The sequence below is a fragment of the Pseudomonas sp. SZ57 genome, from assembly GCF_009495975.1.
GTDB classification, from domain to species: Bacteria; Pseudomonadota; Gammaproteobacteria; order Pseudomonadales; family Pseudomonadaceae; genus Aquipseudomonas; species Aquipseudomonas syringae.
Genome location: NZ_WIBD01000020.1, coordinates 176,842 through 194,078, shown reverse-complemented (window position 1 = coordinate 194,078; position 17,237 = coordinate 176,842). Strand labels below are relative to the sequence as shown.

Here is a 17,237-nt window from a genome sequence, read left to right as displayed (position 1 = left end):
GCCAATGTAGGCAAAGCCCGCAGCTCCGTTTCCGGCCCGACTTCGTCGGGTTCCTTCGCCCTGTCACTGATCCGGGGGGCGCCGCAACGTGCCAGGCTACCCCCGTATCAGCGCCAGGACTCAGCCGTCACTTACGTCGCAATTTGCGTCGTCAGTGCCATCGCGGTTGAAAAGCACTTTAGAGCAATTTGGATTTGGCTAAAGGCACGGCCCGGAATCTGATGACTATCGTTCCTCACGCTCCGCGTGGGAATGCAGTTCGTGACGCTCCGCGTCACACTCAGGTGCAGTAACCACCGGGCAGGGCAAAGAGCCGCACCTTGGGCAGGCGCGGCGCTTCAGGTCAGTTCAGGCCCAGTTTGCCGCGCAGGGTCGAGAGGTCTTCTGCCAGGGTGTTGACCGGGCCGATCAGGGCTTTGCGGTCGTTTTCTTTGACCTTGTCGTAGGTTTCAAAGCCACCGTCCTTGGTTTTGTACTTGGCGAGGATTTTGTCCACGGTGGCGAAGTTCTTGTCGACTTTGCTGGAGAAGGCCTTGTCCTGCTGTTCGATCTGCGGGCGGAACAGGTCGACGATTTTCTTCGCGCCGTCGATGTTGCCCTGGAAGTCATACAGGTCGGTGTGGCTGTAACGGTCTTCTTCGCCGGAGATCTTGGTCGCTGCCACTTCTTCCAGCAGGGCTGCGGCGCCGCCGACGACTTTTTCCGGCGGGAAGGTCAGGTCGGCCACGCGCTTTTCCAGGTCCTTGACGTCGCTCAACAGCTTGTCGGCGATAGGGCCTTGATCTTTTGTGGTGTTCTGCGAGAACAGCGCATATTCCAGACGATGGAAGCCGGTGAAGTCTTCCGCCGTCACGCCTTGTTCATGATCGTCGACGCGTGAGTCGATGGACGCGTCCAGGTCACTGAACAGTTCGGCAATCGGCTCGACCGACTCGTAGTACACGCGGGTTGGGGCGTAGAGCTTCTTGGCTGTCGCGATGTCGCCTTTCTTCACGGCATCGGTGAATTTCTGGGTGTGGCTGACCAGTTCTTCGATGTTCTCGGTCACGTAAATCTTGTAGTCCGACACCGGGCCTACCAGATCCAGCGGCGCGGTGGCGGCGAAGGCCGCCAGTGGAGTCTGGAGCAGGCCAAGGGTCAGGAGCAAAGCCAGGGGCGTCTTTTTCATGAGGGTCTTCCGGGTCAGGAGTGGATAGGTCATGCGTTTTGAGTGGACGATACGGCCGCCAGCAGCGAGCGACCGATGAAATCCTGGTCGCCGGTTACCCCCGGCAGGGTGAAGAAATAGCCGCCACCGACCGGTTTGAGGTATTCCTCCAGCGGCTCGCCGTTAAGCCGGCTCTGTACCGTAATGAAGCCTTTTTCCAGGTCGGCCTGGTAGCAGATGAACAGCAGACCCATGTCCAGCTGACCGTTCTTGTTCACCCCGTTGGAGTAATTGAACGGGCGGCGCAGGATCAGGTTGCGCTGGCTTTCGGCAGTACGCGGGTTGGCCAGGCGGATGTGCGAATCCAGCCGGGTTTTCTTGCCTTCCGGGTCGGCTGCGTAGTTGGGCACATCGCTCTCGACTTTGCCGTCCATGGGCGCGCCGGTGCTTTTGCTGCGGCCGAAAATCGACTCCTGCTCCTGCAAGGGCGTGCGGTCCCAGCGCTCGACGAAGTTGCGGATGATGCGCACCGCCTGATAGCTGCCGTTGGCGGACCAGGCCGGTTCGTCGCTGCCCGGCTGCACCCAGACCAGTTCGTTCATGGTCTTCTGGTTGTTGGAATCCGGGTTCGCCGAGCCATCCCGGAAACCCAGAAAGTTGCGCGCGCTTTCCGGCGGCTGACCGGGTTTCTTCGGTGCCTGGGGCGGCACGGTGCCTTCCTGTTTCCAGCGCACCAGCAGCAGGTCGGGCAGGTTCTTGACGATGTCGCGTAGCGCATGGATGTTGCTGTCGGCGGTGTTGGCGCAGAACTGGATGCTCAGGTCGCCATGGCAACTGGCCGGGTCCAGCGCATCGTTGGGGAAACCGGTCATGCGGCTCAAGCGTTTCGGCTTGATCGGGGCCAGACCAAAACGCTCGTCGAACAGCGACTCGCCCACCGACACGGTGATGGTCAGGTTGTCCGGGGTCACCACCGGACCGAGAATGCCCGAGTCCGGCGGTGGCAGTTTCGGATCGATCTCCGGCACCGGGCCACCGGTCATCAGGAATGCGATGCGCTCGTTCAGCGTGCGAAACAGACGTTCCAGGTCCTCACGGTCTGCGGCCAAAACATCGAATGCCACCAGCATGCCCGCAGCAGGGCGTGGGTTGACGATGCCGCTCTGATGCAGGCCGTGAAACTCGTTGTGGTCCTGCGTTTTCTCACTGTTCGGCGCTTCGGCGACTTGTGCAGGTGCTGCGGCAAGTACGTTGCCACTCAGGCTGCTGCCAGCCAGCGCGGCCCCTGCAGCGCCAAGCCCCATCAGCACGCGGCGGCGTTGCAGGGAGGCCGGAGCGTTGCTTGTTTCTGGATTGCTGTCCGGATTTTTCATCGTGCTGTGCTCCAGTAAATCAAAGGCCGGAGAGGCCGAGTGCCGGGTCGATGCCATTGAGTGCGTCAGCCAGAGCGCCAGCCTTGGCGGCGATCTGCTGACGCTGCGCCTCATCCACTTGATCGTAGGGGCGCACGCCGCCATCGGCGCTGCTCAACGCATCGAGCGTGGTGTCCAGATCAGCCATGGCTGCGTCGATCTTTTGCAACAGATCGCCCGCACTGCGGGCCAGCAACGGCCGCAGCAGGTCGACGATCTTGCGGGTGCCGTCCAGATTGGCAGCAAAGCCGTTGAGGTCTCTGTGGCTGTAGCGTTCCTCTTCGCCGTTGCTGCGCACATCAGCCAGGCTGCGCAGTGTGCGCGTGGCAATGGCCGCCAGTTGTTCGGGCGCCAGCGATTGCGCCATCAACTGTTGCTTGAGCTGGGTGACATCGGTTTGCAGACGCTGTGCGACCGGCGCCAGGCCCTCGACACTGTGTTGCTCGTAAAGGCCGTATTCAATGCGATGAAAGCCGCCGAAGCCGGGGTCCTGTTCACGTTTCTCGTAATAGTCGGCGCGGGCATTGATCGCATTGTCCAGCTCGGCCAGGCGCTGTGCAGCCGGTGCAATGCGCTGGTAAGCGGCGCGGGCGGGCAGATAGGCCGCTTGAGCAGCGCTCAGGTCGCCGGCATCAATGGCCTGTTGCAGAGCCGTCACTGCCTTGATCAGCGCCGAGCTCTGCAGGCTCAGGTACACGCGGTACTCGGAGAGCGGCCCGATGAAGGCGGTCATGGACGGACGCGCCTTGGCCTTGGCGTCGGACTCTGCCGTCGGCGTGACGTGCAAGGTGCCGCGCGGATTACTCAGCAGACCGCAGGTAATCGCGTAATCGCCGGGTGCCAGGTTGGCATTGATCACCTGGCTCAGACCTGGCGCGATGTTTTCCCGTTCTTCAATCACCAGCACGCCATCGAGGATTTCCCATTCGACGGCGCGCTCCGAGCGGTTGACGATGCGGAAGGCGTTGTTGCCCGCGGCGACCGTCAAGGCGTTCGGTTCGCAGTTGTGGGCGTGGATATTGACCACGGTTTCAGTACCGGCATTGGCCGCGCGCTTTTTCGCCGCAACCTGCGAGGCGTAGTAGAACAGCCCGCCTGCGGCGATCATCAGGATCACTGAGCCGGCGACTGCCAATTGCAGGACACGGGGCGGCCGGGCTTTCCCGGAAGGCCCTGAGGGACGGTTAGACATGGAGGCCCTTATTCGTTCGTAACAGAAGATGTGTTTGGCTGCATGACCTTGCCAGCGGTCGGGGTGTGCGGCTTGAAGAACAGCAGCAGCGCCCCGATCAGGTAAATCAGGTAGGCACTCAGGGTGCTGACCGTCGGCGCGTCCTGGTAACCGAACATGCCCGCCAGTACCGAACCGGCAGGGCCGTCCATCGGCAGCAGCGCACTGATGTCGAAAACCACTTCCTGCAGGTGATTCCAGACCCCGGCTTCATGCAGTGCCTGAACGGAGTTGGCGAGAATGCCCGCTGCCACTACCAGAATGAACAACCCGGTCCAGCGGAAAAACAGGCTCAGGTTGAGGCGCATGCTGCCGCTGTAGATGGCCACGCCGAAAGCGACTGCCAGCAACAGGCCGAGCAGGGCGCCCAATGGCGCGCCGGAGCCTTCGCTCTGCTGGAATACGGCGAGCAGAAAGAACACGGTTTCCAGGCCTTCGCGGGCCACGGCGAAAAACACCATGGCGATCAGCGCGTAGGTCTGGTTTTTCGAGCCGGTGAGGGCAGCGTCGAGTGATTCGTGCAGCGCATGTTTGATCGACCGTGCGACCTTGCGCATCCAGAACACCATGGAGCTGAGAATGCCGACCGCGATCAGGCCGACGATGCCTTCGAACAGTTCCTGCTGCTTCTGCGGAAACTCGGCGCTCATCAACTCAAGCCCGCCACCGACGAACAGCGACAGCGCGGCAGCCAGAAATACGCCGATCCACACCGCAGGCATCCACTCGCCGCGGCCGGTCTGCTTCAGGTAACTGGCGATAATGCCAACGATAAGCGCGGCTTCGATGCCTTCGCGCAGCATGATCAAAAAGGGAACGAGCATATCTCACCGGGTCAAAGCTGTAGGGTGAACGTGTCTCAGCGGGTCGTAGGCCGGAAACACTGCGTAACATAATGATACTCATTCTTGAATGCGGGTAGTTGTTTTTTATCGGCTTTGTGTTTTTGGCAGGTCGTTCAGGTTAGGTTCAGCGAAGAATTCAGGAGCAATAAACGGGAGGCGCTGCGCCCAGGGTGTGCGTAGGGTAAAGCATGCCATTTAAGGAAGGACGCCAATGCTCGACCCTACGCTGCAATCAAGGCTCGATTCGGAAAACTGGACCCAGCATCTGCGACGTATCAACGACCATGGGTTTACGGTCTTTTCAGGCTTGTTGCGAGCGGACACCTGCGCGCGCATCGCTGAGTCGTACCCTCAGGAACATTTGTTCAGGTCATGCATCGATATGAGGCGGCACGGTTTCGGCGCGGGACAATACAAGTATTTCGCGTACCCGCTGCCCGAGCCTGTTGCGGCACTCAGGTCTGATATTTATCGTCGCCTTGTGCCTCTGGCCAACTGCTGGAACGAGAATCTCGGATTCGAACACCGATACCCCGAGCAGCACTCATCATTCCTCGACCAATGCCACGCCGCTGGTCAGACCCGACCCACTCCCTTGCTACTGCGTTACGGCGCGGGGGACTATAACTGCCTGCATCGGGATGTGTATGGCGACACTTTATTCCCTTTGCAGATGGCTGTTTTGTTGTCGCCACCGCACGAGGCGTTCTCGGGTGGCGAGTTTGTCATCACCGAACAGCGGCCCAGAATGCAGTCGAGAGTCAGCGTCGTGCCTCTGGAGGCCGGTGACGCGGTGATATTTGCCGTTAACCGGCGCCCGGTGAAGGGGGGGCGGGGTTTCTACTCGGTTTTCGCCCGGCATGGCGTCAGTGAGGTTCTCACGGGGAGTCGCTTCACTTTGGGCGTTATCTTTCACGATGCGCAATGATGCAGGTCGCCGCGCGAACCTGATCAGGAGGGCTGCGTGGTTGCTGGGGCTGGAGCATAACGCGATCATTTGCAGAAACTGCGACGGCTCACTCACATTGAGCTTTCCCTCGGCTCATATCTTTCGCTTTGGAAAACACCATGTCACCAGAATCGGATAGGGCTGATGCGCCACACGCCCATGCAGTCGAGCGGCTCAAGGCCATCGACAGGCGCTGGGAGTTGCTTATCAATCACGTCGGTCCCTGCCTGCACCCGGTCACTTCCGCGCAGGATCCATTTCAGGCACTGATCAAGGCTGTCGCCTATCAGCAGTTACATGCCAAGGCGGGCGACGCGATAGTCATGAGGCTGCGGGCCCTGTTTCCAGACATCGCCTTCCCGGCTGCGCAGGCGTTGATCGATCTGGATGAACAGACACTGCGGTCCTGCGGTTTCTCGGCGTCCAAGTGCCGCGCAATCAAGGCTATTGCTGTTGCAAGGAGCAATGGGCTGGTCCCTGATATCAGTGATGCACTGGCCATGAGCAATGAGGAACTGGTCGCTCGTCTTGTCCAGTTGCCGGGTGTCGGCCGCTGGACCGTGGAAATGATGCTTATCTACGGTCTGGGGCAGATGGATGTGATGCCAGCCAGCGACTATGGCGTGTGCGAAGGCTACCGACGGCTGTATGCTCTCGAGCTCAAGCCAGGTCATAAAGAGATGGCCGCTATGGCTGAACGGTTCGCACCGTTCAGAACGGTTGCGGCCTGGTATCTTTGGCGTGTGCCTATCGATTTGGTCGAAAGCGCCCCATTTCGAATTTGAAAGCAAGAGTCGGAGTGCCAATGGGTTCGGTTGACGATATGTTCATGGAAACTCAAGGCGGGGTACTACCATGGAAAGCACAGAGAATCGAGTCGCAGAGCACGCTCCACGGACCGAAGACGATCCGCGCTGGAATGTTCTGATCAACCGCCGTTCGGGAATCGGCGCTGATTTTGTCTATGGCGTGGTGACGACGGGTATCTATTGCAAGCCGTGCAGCCCGACCAAGCTTCCCAAGCCGGAAAACGTCGTATTCTTTGATACAGAGGGCGAGGCTGAAGCCGCTGGTTTTCGCCCGTCCATGCGCGGCAACAGTGATCAGGAAAGCGTGGCAATCAAGCATGCGGCGGCGGTTTCCGAAGCCTGCAGGCTGATCGACACGTTCGACTCGGTGCCAAACCTCAGCGACCTTGCGGAAAAGGTCGGAATGAGCAGTTTTCATTTTCACCGCACCTTCAAGAAACTTACGGGGTTGACGCCGAAAGCCTATAGCGTCGCTTCCTTACGCTCGCGAGTGAAAGTCCAGCTCTCTCACGATGTGACCATCACCAGTGCGCTGTATGAAGCAGGTTTCAACTCCAATAGCCGATTCTATGAGGCTTCGCAGAAAATGCTGGGTATGAAACCTTCCGAATATCGGGCAGGCGGGGCCAATGTCGATATCAGGTTTGCATTGGGTGAAAGTTCACTGGGCTCGATTCTGGTGGCCAGAAGTACCAAGGGTATCTGCGCCATTTCACTGGGGGATGACCCGAATGTTCTGGTCGAAAGGTTTCAGGATCAGTACCCCAATGCCAATCTGATCGGCGGGGATGAAGAGTTTGAACAACTGGTCGCCGAGGTGGTGGGGTTTGTCGAATCACCCGCGACCGGCCTGGCGCTACCGCTCGATATTCGTGGCACGGTTTTTCAGGAGCGGGTATGGCAGGCGCTCAGGGATATACCTGCCGGATCGACTGCAACCTACACCGATATCGCCGCCAGAATAGGTATGCCGAGCGCGGTACGGGCGGTCGCCAACGCGTGCGGTGCCAACAAGCTGGCAGTTGCCATTCCCTGCCATCGTGTCGTGCGCAGCGACGGGTCTTTATCCGGTTATCGTTGGGGTGTCGAGCGCAAGCGCAAATTGCTTGAGCTTGAATTCCAGGATAAGGCTGAAGATTTTCGACTGGACAACGGCCAGGAGCACGATGACACCACTTTTGCCAAGTGCAAGGTCTGAGGTGCACATCAATGTGGAAGCTCGTGGATGCACAGGGTGAACCCTTTCTGAGCCGCGAGCCGGGTCGGTTGGGAGGGCATCGACGAAGCAAGATATACGGTCGTCTGAATTGTCCCGCCGCGCTTCTGGCGTTGAGCAAGGGAGGTTACAGGCAGCACCGGGTCTTTTTTATTGACGAGCCGACAGCTATTTCTGCCGGTTTTCGCCCCTGTGGCAGGTGCATGGCTGCCGAGTATCGACACTGGAAATCGGAAAGCAGGTCGAACATGAAACTTTCGATTGCCAAGATAATGTGAAAGCAAGAAACGGGGTGTTCCTCGTATCATCCTGAAATAAAGTGATTGTCCCGCCTGCTACTTCTTCTGTTAGCGCCGTCGAGCGGAACGTATTAGAGCGCCTTGGCGCTGTCGTACGTGTGAAAGCAAGTAATGGATTGCCTGATCTAATCGACCGCACCTAATGGCTTGGGAGTATTGCAATGGAATCTGCATTGTCTGTATACGACTTCGACGATCATATGGCTCGCTTAAAGGACATACACCTCTACAAAGATGGTGTTTCCTGGGTTGAAAAAAACAGCGTATGGAAAAGACCACTTCGGCCCCAGGCATTCGCGTATTTGAGTTTTGAACCTGTTTCCCGAACGACATTATTTGACGCTTCATCCTTTACGATGAACCGGGCATTGACTGCACTGTATGAACAAGATTTTTTCTACTTGCCAGACACGTCGGAAAATATTGTTTCTGCCCTCAAGACGTCTTACAGCGACCCGCTCAGAGCACTGGCCGCCACCTTGATTCCTGAACTGGAGCACCGGGTATTGGGCGCGTTGCAGGACGAAGTGACTGTCGGTGGAGAGTGGGACAGTGTGTTGTTCAAGCGCTACCTGGCGAACAGGCTGGAACCTTCATCCTCCGCCGGTAACGATTCGATCAGCCTCATAGAAAACGCCACCGATCAGGCCGTACTGGTGCGTCTTCTGCTGATGCAGCACGCCGTAGACTTCCTGCCCGAGTCATCGCACATGGCCCGGTTTGTGAAAGGTGATTTCGGCGAAGCGCAATCGGCTTTGTTCCGTGTGCTGCTGGATGAGTTTGGCTACGGCAGACATGCTGCCAAACACAGCACGCTGTTCAAGGAAACATTGAAATCTGTCGGCCTCCAGGATCATTCACATGCGTACTGGAATTTTTATCTGAATGCTTCTCTGCTCAATAACAACTACTTTCATATGCTGACGCGCAGCCCCGAACGGTTTTTTGAATACGTCGGCGCAATCACCTATGCGGAAAACTCATTCGGTCCTTACTGCGGACGTGTCAAGGCACTGCTGCAACGCTGCTTTTCAGACGCCGACACGCGCTATTACACCGAGCATGTTCATATCGACGGCTACCACGGGTCCATGACGTTGAATGAGCTGTTGTTGCCGCTGGCAGAGAAGTACGGTGCTTGTGTATATCCCGAGTTTGTCAAGGGCATCGAAATGGCCTGCGCCCTGCAACAGATCATGGAAGATGATCTGTGTGCGCAAATAACATGGATGGACAAGCGTGCGCAGTATCGACAACTGGGCATGGATATCAAAGCCGCAGTACTGGCCAGTATTCACACGATACCCGTGACTCACCTTGACGAGCCAAAAGGCGAACTTTCCGTTCCTCATGTGCATGACGGCGATGAGTTCTGCATCGTGGATGAAGGCCTGCTGAGGTTTTGCCATGGCCCTGACTGCTTCAGCGATCTGGGACCTGGCGAGTGTGTGGTTATTGCCAAAAACAGACTGCACGGTGCATTGGTGCTTTCCGAGTCTTGCAAGTACCGAATTCTTTCTATTGGGGATTATCGCCACTATGCAACTTATAGCCTTTGAAAGCTCAGGTCACGACACGGTTATAAAAACGGCGCTCAAATACATTCAGATGCGACGTGGAGAGCACGGAGAGATTACGTTCAAGGATATGACGTGCCAGCACCGGGGCGGGCCTTTGACGCATGGCAGTGAGGATGAGGAGTCGGTGACCTGCCCCTGGCATGGCAGGAAAACCAGAAAATGCCGGATTCCTTATCTGGATATTCCCTACGTGCAAAACAGGGGCGCTGTGTGGGTCGGCCTTCAGGATTTTCAACGCCTCATACAGAACGTTTGATCAAGTGCGGCATGGAAAGACGATCATTATTATCTTCGGAGAGATGAAATGTTGAGTGTAAACAGTACACCCGTTTTTACTTCCCCCGCCGTGGGCGAGCCCCCTCATAGGGTCACCAGTATTCCTCGCTGGCACTTCGCGATGTTGAATGACCACCAGCGTAACCAAGCGTTTTACGAGGCCATTGAAGCAACAGACTTTTCCGGTAAAACCGTTCTGGATATAGGCACCGGGTCGGGATTGCTCGCCATGCTGATCGCTCGCAAAGGGGCCAGGCATGTTTACACCTGCGAGTTCAATACACGCGTGGCCGACAAGGCACGGGAAATCATTCGCGCCAACGGGCTGGAACAGCAGGTGACGGTCATTAATAAAATGTCTACGGACCTTTTGTCAGGTGTCGACGTGCCTCGGCACATCGAAGTCATGATTTCCGAAACGGTTGACTGCGGTTTTTTTGGCGAAGGTTTCGGTATGGCCCTGTTGCATGCCAAACGCGAGTTGTTGAAACCGGACGCTGAGGTGATTCCTCGCGCCGTCACGTTGAATGCCTGTCTGCTATCGAGCCAGGACGTAGCGAATCTGAACGGTGTGCACGACGATATTTATGGGCTGGATGTCAGCGCTTTCAATCAATTCAAAACTGCTGGCTATTTTCCGGTTCGTCTACAGACCTGGCCTCACCAGCTGATCAGCGATCCGGTCGAGTTTTACAGCGCCAGGTTTGAGGGCCGTGTCTCTTTTGATATGGCGTCAGAAATGACTTTTACCGCAGATGCCAACGCGGTGGCGCATGGTGTTGTTTTCTGGTTCGACCTGTACCTGAAGGACGATAACTGTCTGTCCAACGATCCTCATAACAGTCGCTCTCACTGGATGCAGGCCGTTCAATTGTTCGACAGTCCGGTCTATGTCCGGCAGGGGCAGGATTATCAAGTGCCTTTCTCCATCGATTGCAGTGGTGTGCAGTTCGGCGACAGCCTTTCAACGGGTGCGCTGCGCACGATTGCCGGTTGAGGCACCCGGCTGCCCCAATCAAGGCGCGGCCCGTTCCCATGAGTCAGGAGATGCGGTATGGACGCTGAAACAACAGATCCGGTGCAGCACGCTGCGCACAGGAATTTCAATTTATTATGGTCGGGTCAATCGTTAAGTCTGTTGGGTAATCAGTTTCTGGTTATCGGACTTCCGCTGCTGGCCGTGCAAGTGGTCGGTGCATCGGCGGCGCAGGCGGTGTTGTTGCCGTTTCTGATGTTTGTACCCTTTCTTTTCTTCGGGCTGCCGGTCGGTGCGTGGGTGGACCGCCTGCCCAAGCGCAAGACAATGATACTGGCTGATCTGGTTCAGATGGTCGTGTATGCAAGCATCGCATTGCTCTCGATGCAAGGCTGGATGACCTTTCCCTTGCTGATGGTTTTGGTGTTCTGTGCGGGGGTGGCCACTGTGTTCTTTCAGGTGGCCTATAACTCGTTTCTCCCTGAACTCTATTCCAGGGCCAGTGAGCTTCAGAAAGGCAACGCCAAGCTGTTTTTTTCCGAGTCGATCGCTCGAACGCTCGGACCCATGGCCGCAGGGCCCGTCATTGCCGTGTTTGCGCCGCCGTTAGCCATTTTGCTCAATGGAGGTTCTTTTCTGGTCTCGGCGCTCACGCTGGGCGCGATTCGCCATCAGAGAACTGACCTGGATCGAGCCGAGGTCGCACCGGTAAGAATGTCGATCATGTCCGATATAAAGGCCGGACTGAGATTTGTCTTTTCGCACCCGAAACTTGAGCCGGTGTTTTTATGCGGTGCCGTGTATGTGCTGTTTCTGACCATCATAGAAACCAGCCTTGTGCTGTATTGCAAAGATGTTCTGATGCTGTCTCCCGGCACTATCGGCCTGGTAATCGGTGCCGCAGCGGCAGGTTTTCCGGTGGCTAATCTAATCTCGTCGCGGTTGATGAACCACTTCGGTATTTCGCGCACGCTGGTTATCGCTGCGGCGACCTCGGTCTGCGGTCTGTTCCTGATTGCCGTCTTCGGTGCCGCGGGTTCTATTGCAGGGCTGATTGCTGCCAGCGTTCTGCATGGTCTGGGCGAAGGCGTATTTGGCCCCACTTCATTGACACTGAGGCAGACCGAAACGCCTCTGACGCTGCTGGGCAGAGTGAATTCGGTACAGCGCTTCATGATCTGGGGAGCGATTCCCATGGGCAGCGTCTTGACCTCTCTGATCATCACGTATGCAGGGCTCGAATGGACGCTCTGGTTCGGTGGGATAGGAACTGCTCTGTGTCTGTTGCCGCTCGTACGGCGAGGGATTCTGGCCGATCTACGCGCACCGAATCAGGCAGTGAACGCGGATGTCACCCACTAACCTGCTGGAGAATCGTCGATGAGTTACGCACCTGGTATTGAAGAGTTTGTGGGGCGCTGCAACGCAGTCATGCCGCCTGATTTCTATACGTATCCGCTGGATGAACAACGCCGCTTGTATCAGAGCCTTGTGGTCGAGTTTCCTTACGACGTTCCGGCTGACGTGAGCTGGAGCGAGCAGGATGTGATCCATCGCCAGTTGCCCACGCGATTCCGGTTTTATGAGCCGGCGCAGACACTCCATGCAGGTCTGGTCATCTACATCAGGGGTGGCGGTTTCGTGGTCGGCTCCCTGGACACGCACCACAGTGCTGCTGCCGAGATCGCTTCCAAGGCTTCGGTAAAGGTTATGGCGGTCGATTTCAGACTCGCCCCGGAGCATCCCTTTCCCGGGGCGCTCGAAGATTGCTATGCGGCGTTGGTCTACGCCTGCGAAAACGCCGCGCTTCTTGGAATCGACCCCAGACGCATTGTCATCGCAGGAGACAGCTCGGGGGCGAATATGGCCGTGGTCATCGCCATGATGTGCCGTGATCGCAACGGTCCAGAACTTGCTGGTCAGGCTTTGATCAGTCCGGTGCTGGACTTCACACGGTGGCAAGAGGGAGGCGATGACGCGCCATTGCTGACAGGTGGAGAAATGGAGTTCTATACCGCGTGTTATTCGCCGGACGCCCAGACCGTTTCGCACCCTTATATCTCGCCCCTGATAGCAGGCAATTTCGCGGGTTTGCCCAAAGCCTACATCATGGGGGCGGAAAAAGACTCGCTGGCCATTGATGCCGAGCAGTATGCGCACAAGTTGCAGGAGCAGGGGGTCGACGTCGAGTGGGTGATCGAGCCCGGAATGGTTCATGCCGCCATTCGGGCGCGCTCCTTGAGCCCCTCGGTACAGGATGCATGGGACCGCTACTGCGCGAAAATCGGCGAGATGCTGGGAGCGGCATCATGAGCCCGGTCGCGCAACGCTATGTGGTCATCGTGGACCCGTATTCGTCCGGCAGCCTGTTTGCCAGGGAGTTTGAGTCGTCTGGCTGCAAGGTCATTGCGGTTCTCTCGTCAGTAGAACCGCCGGATGTCTACGCCGCTTCTTATCGACCCTCAGACTTCGAGCGGGTCTGCGTCGCCGATAGCGAAGACCTTGGCCCGTTGCTTGACACGTTGCGTAACTACCTGCCGCTCTGTGTACTTGCCGGCTGCGAATCCGGCGTGGAGCTTGCCGAACAACTGGCTCCGTTACTGGTCCCCGAGTGCGCAAACACGGTTGATCTGGCAGCCGCCAGGCGGGATAAGGGTGTGATGGCGCAGGCTGCGGTCGAGTCTGGCGTGGCGATGATGAAACAGATATGTACGGATGATTTTTCCCTCGTGCAGGACTGGCTGCTGCGCAGCGGACTTGCAGGCCGCAGTCTGGTAGTCAAACCTCCTAAAAGTGCCAGTACCGACGGCGTTGTCAGAGTGGATGACGAGTCTGGCCTCAAGCAGGCATTCGATGCTTTGCTCGGTCAGCCCAATCGGCTGGGAATCATCAACGACCGGGTACTGATTCAGGAGTACCTGTCAGGTACAGAGTACGTTGTCGATACATTCAGCCACGGCGGCACGCACACGCTCTGCAGTGTCTGCAAATACACCAAGCTGGAACATGCAACCGGCATGGCCATCTACGACCGAATGGATTGGGTCAGCCCGGAGGATGCCGTGGTAGAGCCGCTGATGGACTATGCGCAGGAGGTTTTGAATGCGCTGGGCATTCACTGGGGCAATGCTCATATTGAAATCATGCAGACCCGCGACGGTTTGCGCTTGGTCGAAGTGGGGGCCAGACCCCACGGCGGAGGGCACCCGCGGCTTTGTTTTCAGGCAACGGGAGACAGTCAGATTCACCGTTCAGTCAATTACTTTGCACACAGCATCGTGCCTGGTCGGCGCTATACCCTGCTCAAGAACATGACTGTAGTGTTTTTCAGGGCATTGGCACCCTCAGTGGTCAGAGGGGTGGCCAGGCTGCATGCACTTGCGCAGCTTTCCTCCTGTCTGGATACCAGTATTCAGGTTCAGGATCAGCAGGCAGTCCCTGCGACTCGGGATCTGTTTGCCACGCTGGCACTCGGATTTGTCGTGCTGGCCCACAGCGATCCCAGGCAGTTGGAAGAAGATGTCATTGCCGTTCGACAGGCTGAAAAAGCAGTATTTCAGAGCCTTGAGCAGGGGGCTGCATGACCGGACAAGTCTGTATCCAGCATGCACCGGGCACTCTCTGCGAGGTCAGGGGTAAAAGGCTTTGGGTCGAGCAGTGCGGGGAGGGCGAGCCTCTGGTGTTGCTGGCTGGTCTGGGGCCGGCCGGTTCACATGCGATCTTTCATCCACACTTTGACGACCTGCACAGAGATTTTCGGGTGATCTACGTCGACCTTTATGGCCGAGGTCGCTCCGATCGGCCAGGTAGCCTCACGGACATCACCTTTACTGAAGATGTGCTTGATGTAAAAGCGCTGATAAAACAGCTATGCCCGGACGGCGCCCATCTGTTCGGGTTTTCCTATGGTGGGTTGATCAGCCTGCAAGTCACGCTGGATGAGCCCTTCAGCGTGCGCTCCCTACTGCTGTGCAACTCCCTGCACAGCCCGCAGATGTGGCAGAAGAATCACGACAACATCAACCACGTGATCAGGTGTCAGTTGCCTGAAGTGTGGGCGGCCATACAACGAATACGCGCGCAGGGGGAGGTGTCTACGTCGCCAGAGATGCAAGCGTTGTTCGGCAGGGCGACTGCGCTTGTAAGGTTTTACAACCCGGAAAACGCCAGCAGGCTGCTGACCGAACCGGGAGCGCGCAATACAGAACTCTATCCGGTGTTTTGTGGCAAGGATGTCGATTTCGACATCGGCGGCCAGTTGTTGAGCATTCCTGATTTCAGGCCGCGTCTCAAAGAAATTTCGGTGCCTGTAAAAGTATTGGCCGGCCGTCATGACCGCGCACTTTATCCCGATTTGCAACGCGAGTTCGAGCAGGGCTGTGTCGAACTTGAATTTCTTGAACGCAGCGGTTCGTTTTCTTTTATCGAGGAGAACGAACGGGTTCTGAGCCTTTTGAGAGCACATTGCCGCCGCACGTCAGGTTGCAACGGATAACCGCCGCTCCATTGGGCTGTAGTGGTCAACACCCCCTTTGAAACCCATTCGCTCTCAATTGAGGTAACTCCCATGCTCAATCTGCATGATCGTAATGCTCTGGAAGCCGTCGGCGCGCATTACAACGCAAGCAACATGATGAGGGTCCGCAACATGACGCGTGACGCGGTGATGGAAATAGCAGGGCTGATCAAGCCGGGTATGATTGAAGAACAAGCGCTTGAGCTGGCCAAACATGTGCTTGCAGAACGGGAAATGCTTCGCGGATGGCATGGGGTATTTGTCCGCTTCGCAAGCAACACCATCAAGACTTTCGGTGCCCCCTCCGACGTCGGAGTCGTACTTGGCGAAGACGACATTTTCTTTATTGATATCGGCCCGACCTGGCAGGGCTTCGAGGGCGATGGCGGGCAAACGTTCGTGACCGGCACTGATATCGGGAAGGCTCGTTGCGCGCAGGATTCACAAGCGATATTCCACGAAGTACGCCGGCATTGGCTGACCACTGGAGCAACGGGCAAGGCCCTTTACCTTTTTGCTGCCCAAGCCAGTGAGCGGCGTGGCTGGGAGTTGAATATGGACCTTGATGGCCACAGGTTGTCGGACTTTCCGCATACCGCGATCTACAAAGGTGCGATGGCCGATATCGAATTCACACCCAGCAGCCAGTTATGGGTATTGGAAATCCATATCAGGCACCCTGATCACACCTACGGTGCCTTTTTTGAAGACATGCTGCTGGAAGACGAGTATTTCGCCGAATCGTCAGAGCGTACCCGGCTCCTCTGAACAGCACTGCAGTTGGCCAAGAATCCGGTAAGCCAGCTTTGCGCGCTCTTCATTCGGATAGTTTTTGTTGGCCAGAATCACGATACCGAGCTGTTTTTCCGGAATGAACGCCACGTAGCCGCCGAAACCGTTGGTTGATCCGGTCTTGTTGACCCAGACCGAAGATTGCGCTGCCTGCGGCGGCTCGATCATTTCGGCTTTGACCGTGTTCAGCATGGCGCTGGCATTGCCCTCAAGCAGCGTCTCCAGACGGACCGGCAGCGGATACTGCTCCCAGATCAGGTCCTGAGTCATGCCGCCGACTTTGAAGTAGCCGGTCCGAGTGTCGCGCAGGGCTTTTTGCAGCGCGGCGTCGTTTTGACCGAGGCCGATGTTCGCTTCGATAAAACGCAGTACGTCCCGGGTACTCGATTTCACCCCGTAGGCTTCCGCCGCCAGCGGACCTGGATTGACCCTGACCGGCTCGTCGAGTTTGTTGTAGCCCTGCGCATACAGCGCCTGTTTTTCATCGGGTACATCGATATAGGTGTTACTCAGACCCAGCGCCGGAAAAAGCCGCTGCTGCAGGGCTTTTTCGTACGGCAGCTTCATGCTGCGTGCCGCAACCATGCCGAGCAGGCCCACACTGGGGTTGGCGTAGGTGCGATGGGTGCCGGGCAGATATTCGGGCTGCCAGGCCTTGAAATATTCCATCAACTGGCGGGTGTTCTGCACGTTATCCGGCACCTGAAGCGGGAAGCCGCCAGCCGTGTGGGTGCCCAGATGGAAAACCGGCACCTTGCCCAGCCGCGTGGCCTGCAACTGCGGAATATAGCTGTCGATGCTTTGCGTCAGCGACAGCTGCCCATTGGCCTGTGCCCAGGTAGCGAGGGTGGCGGTGAAGGTCTTGCTGATCGAGCCAAGTTCAAACAGCGTATCGCGGGTCACTGGCTGGCCGGTGGCTTTTGACGCGACGCCGTAGGTGTAGAACTGCTGTTTGCCCTGGCGAGTAACGGCGATCGACAGGCCCGCAATGTGATTTTCCTGCATCACTTTGCTGGCTTCTGCCTGCACAAATGCGTCGACAGCCGCTGTGTCGTCGTCGGCAACAGCCACCGCACTGGCCAGCAGAAGTCCTGTGCAAAGCAGCGTTCCATTCCATTGCATCGGTTTACTCCTTGTTGTTTCAGGTCCGTGCCGATCATCAGAGCGCCTCCATGGAAGCCCTGCCGTG

17 protein-coding genes are annotated in these 17,237 nt (G+C 57.3%); 12 read left to right on the top strand and 5 right to left on the bottom strand.

Features of this window, described 5'->3' with window-relative positions; all coding sequences use genetic code 11:
* Window positions 1–343: 343 nt before the first annotated feature.
* The 4 genes from efeO (GE543_RS18640) to efeU are packed head-to-tail and all read right to left on the bottom strand — an operon-like array spanning window position 344 to window position 4,614.
* Complete coding sequence (gene efeO / locus GE543_RS18640) at window positions 344–1,168, bottom strand: iron uptake system protein EfeO (protein WP_003417764.1); 825 nt, start codon at window positions 1,166–1,168, stop codon at window positions 344–346.
* A 29-nt stretch (window positions 1,169–1,197) separates the two neighbouring features.
* The gene (efeB, locus tag GE543_RS18635; RefSeq protein ID WP_153222104.1) at window positions 1,198–2,520 is read right to left on the bottom strand and encodes an iron uptake transporter deferrochelatase/peroxidase subunit; all 1,323 of its coding nucleotides are present in this window, start codon (window positions 2,518–2,520) and stop codon (window positions 1,198–1,200) included.
* Window positions 2,521–2,539: 19 nt separating this feature from the next.
* On the bottom strand, window positions 2,540–3,751 hold the full coding sequence (gene efeO / locus GE543_RS18630) for an iron uptake system protein EfeO (RefSeq protein ID WP_153222103.1): 1,212 nt from the start codon (window positions 3,749–3,751) through the stop codon (window positions 2,540–2,542).
* Window positions 3,752–3,759: 8 nt separating this feature from the next.
* Complete coding sequence (gene efeU / locus GE543_RS18625) at window positions 3,760–4,614, bottom strand: iron uptake transporter permease EfeU (RefSeq protein WP_153222102.1); 855 nt, start codon at window positions 4,612–4,614, stop codon at window positions 3,760–3,762.
* Between the two features lie 232 nt (window positions 4,615–4,846).
* On the opposite strand from efeU, the gene GE543_RS18620 reads away from it, so the two are divergent.
* The 12 genes from GE543_RS18620 to GE543_RS18565 all read left to right on the top strand — a co-directional run bounded on the left by GE543_RS18620 (window position 4,847) and on the right by GE543_RS18565 (window position 16,024).
* Window positions 4,847–5,563, top strand: coding sequence for a 2OG-Fe(II) oxygenase (locus GE543_RS18620; RefSeq protein WP_153222101.1), 717 nt, complete (start codon window positions 4,847–4,849; stop codon window positions 5,561–5,563).
* A 140-nt stretch (window positions 5,564–5,703) separates the two neighbouring features.
* On the top strand, window positions 5,704–6,369 hold the full coding sequence (locus GE543_RS18615; RefSeq protein WP_153222109.1) for a DNA-3-methyladenine glycosylase: 666 nt from the start codon (window positions 5,704–5,706) through the stop codon (window positions 6,367–6,369).
* 70 nt (window positions 6,370–6,439) lie between these two features.
* Window positions 6,440–7,591 carry a bifunctional DNA-binding transcriptional regulator/O6-methylguanine-DNA methyltransferase Ada gene (gene ada / locus GE543_RS18610; protein ID WP_046237249.1) on the top strand — a complete coding sequence of 384 codons (1,152 nt, stop codon included), beginning with the start codon at window positions 6,440–6,442 and terminating at the stop codon, window positions 7,589–7,591.
* Between the two features lie 11 nt (window positions 7,592–7,602).
* Window positions 7,603–7,887 (top strand): Ada metal-binding domain-containing protein, encoded by a 285-nt coding sequence (locus GE543_RS18605; protein ID WP_153222100.1) that lies wholly within the window; start codon window positions 7,603–7,605, stop codon window positions 7,885–7,887.
* Window positions 7,888–8,069: 182 nt separating this feature from the next.
* Window positions 8,070–9,467, top strand: coding sequence for an iron-containing redox enzyme family protein (locus GE543_RS18600; protein WP_256664777.1), 1,398 nt, complete (start codon window positions 8,070–8,072; stop codon window positions 9,465–9,467).
* Window positions 9,448–9,744, top strand: a complete 297-nt coding sequence (locus GE543_RS27980; RefSeq protein ID WP_046237247.1) for a Rieske 2Fe-2S domain-containing protein — start codon at window positions 9,448–9,450, stop codon at window positions 9,742–9,744. Before GE543_RS18600 ends, GE543_RS27980 begins: the two co-directional genes overlap by 20 nt.
* Window positions 9,745–9,792: 48 nt before the next feature.
* A complete protein-coding gene (locus GE543_RS18590; protein ID WP_153222099.1) occupies window positions 9,793–10,761 on the top strand; it encodes a 50S ribosomal protein L11 methyltransferase in 969 nt (322 codons plus the stop codon).
* A 57-nt stretch (window positions 10,762–10,818) separates the two neighbouring features.
* The gene (locus tag GE543_RS18585) at window positions 10,819–12,102 is read left to right on the top strand and encodes an MFS transporter (protein ID WP_004410992.1); all 1,284 of its coding nucleotides are present in this window, start codon (window positions 10,819–10,821) and stop codon (window positions 12,100–12,102) included.
* An 18-nt stretch (window positions 12,103–12,120) separates the two neighbouring features.
* Window positions 12,121–13,053 carry an alpha/beta hydrolase gene (locus GE543_RS18580; RefSeq protein ID WP_153222098.1) on the top strand — a complete coding sequence of 311 codons (933 nt, stop codon included), beginning with the start codon at window positions 12,121–12,123 and terminating at the stop codon, window positions 13,051–13,053.
* The gene (locus GE543_RS18575; RefSeq protein ID WP_153222097.1) at window positions 13,050–14,324 is read left to right on the top strand and encodes an ATP-grasp domain-containing protein; all 1,275 of its coding nucleotides are present in this window, start codon (window positions 13,050–13,052) and stop codon (window positions 14,322–14,324) included. Before GE543_RS18580 ends, GE543_RS18575 begins: the two co-directional genes overlap by 4 nt.
* Window positions 14,321–15,235, top strand: a complete 915-nt coding sequence (locus GE543_RS18570; protein ID WP_256664776.1) for an alpha/beta fold hydrolase — start codon at window positions 14,321–14,323, stop codon at window positions 15,233–15,235. The genes GE543_RS18575 and GE543_RS18570 overlap by 4 nt, the downstream gene beginning before the upstream one ends.
* Window positions 15,236–15,307: 72 nt before the next feature.
* Window positions 15,308–16,024 (top strand): M24 family metallopeptidase, encoded by a 717-nt coding sequence (locus GE543_RS18565; protein WP_103688965.1) that lies wholly within the window; start codon window positions 15,308–15,310, stop codon window positions 16,022–16,024.
* On the opposite strand, the gene ampC is transcribed toward GE543_RS18565, so the two are convergent.
* Window positions 16,001–17,170 (bottom strand): class C beta-lactamase, encoded by a 1,170-nt coding sequence (gene ampC, locus GE543_RS18560; RefSeq protein ID WP_153222096.1) that lies wholly within the window; start codon window positions 17,168–17,170, stop codon window positions 16,001–16,003. The two genes, GE543_RS18565 and ampC, sit on opposite strands and share 24 nt — an antisense overlap.
* Window positions 17,171–17,237 lie beyond the last annotated feature (67 nt).

What these genes read in the sequence shown, in the direction of transcription:
- GE543_RS18570 (WP_256664776.1), top strand. Translation starts at nt 14,321, where the DNA reads ATGACCGGACAAGTCTGTATCCAGCATGCACCGGGCACTCTCTGCGAG.
- GE543_RS18615 (WP_153222109.1), top strand. Translation starts at nt 5,704, where the DNA reads ATGTCACCAGAATCGGATAGGGCTGATGCGCCACACGCCCATGCAGTC.
- GE543_RS18620 (WP_153222101.1), top strand. Translation starts at nt 4,847, where the DNA reads ATGCTCGACCCTACGCTGCAATCAAGGCTCGATTCGGAAAACTGGACC.
- GE543_RS27980 (WP_046237247.1), top strand. Translation starts at nt 9,448, where the DNA reads ATGCAACTTATAGCCTTTGAAAGCTCAGGTCACGACACGGTTATAAAA.
- GE543_RS18585 (WP_004410992.1), top strand. Translation starts at nt 10,819, where the DNA reads ATGGACGCTGAAACAACAGATCCGGTGCAGCACGCTGCGCACAGGAAT.
- efeU (WP_153222102.1), bottom strand. Translation starts at nt 4,614, where the DNA reads ATGCTCGTTCCCTTTTTGATCATGCTGCGCGAAGGCATCGAAGCCGCG.
- GE543_RS18575 (WP_153222097.1), top strand. Translation starts at nt 13,050, where the DNA reads ATGAGCCCGGTCGCGCAACGCTATGTGGTCATCGTGGACCCGTATTCG.
- GE543_RS18565 (WP_103688965.1), top strand. Translation starts at nt 15,308, where the DNA reads ATGCTCAATCTGCATGATCGTAATGCTCTGGAAGCCGTCGGCGCGCAT.
- GE543_RS18605 (WP_153222100.1), top strand. Translation starts at nt 7,603, where the DNA reads ATGTGGAAGCTCGTGGATGCACAGGGTGAACCCTTTCTGAGCCGCGAG.
- ada (WP_046237249.1), top strand. Translation starts at nt 6,440, where the DNA reads ATGGAAAGCACAGAGAATCGAGTCGCAGAGCACGCTCCACGGACCGAA.
- GE543_RS18590 (WP_153222099.1), top strand. Translation starts at nt 9,793, where the DNA reads ATGTTGAGTGTAAACAGTACACCCGTTTTTACTTCCCCCGCCGTGGGC.
- efeB (WP_153222104.1), bottom strand. Translation starts at nt 2,520, where the DNA reads ATGAAAAATCCGGACAGCAATCCAGAAACAAGCAACGCTCCGGCCTCC.
- ampC (WP_153222096.1), bottom strand. Translation starts at nt 17,170, where the DNA reads ATGCAATGGAATGGAACGCTGCTTTGCACAGGACTTCTGCTGGCCAGT.
- GE543_RS18580 (WP_153222098.1), top strand. Translation starts at nt 12,121, where the DNA reads ATGAGTTACGCACCTGGTATTGAAGAGTTTGTGGGGCGCTGCAACGCA.
- efeO (WP_003417764.1), bottom strand. Translation starts at nt 1,168, where the DNA reads ATGAAAAAGACGCCCCTGGCTTTGCTCCTGACCCTTGGCCTGCTCCAG.
- GE543_RS18600 (WP_256664777.1), top strand. Translation starts at nt 8,070, where the DNA reads ATGGAATCTGCATTGTCTGTATACGACTTCGACGATCATATGGCTCGC.
- efeO (WP_153222103.1), bottom strand. Translation starts at nt 3,751, where the DNA reads ATGTCTAACCGTCCCTCAGGGCCTTCCGGGAAAGCCCGGCCGCCCCGT.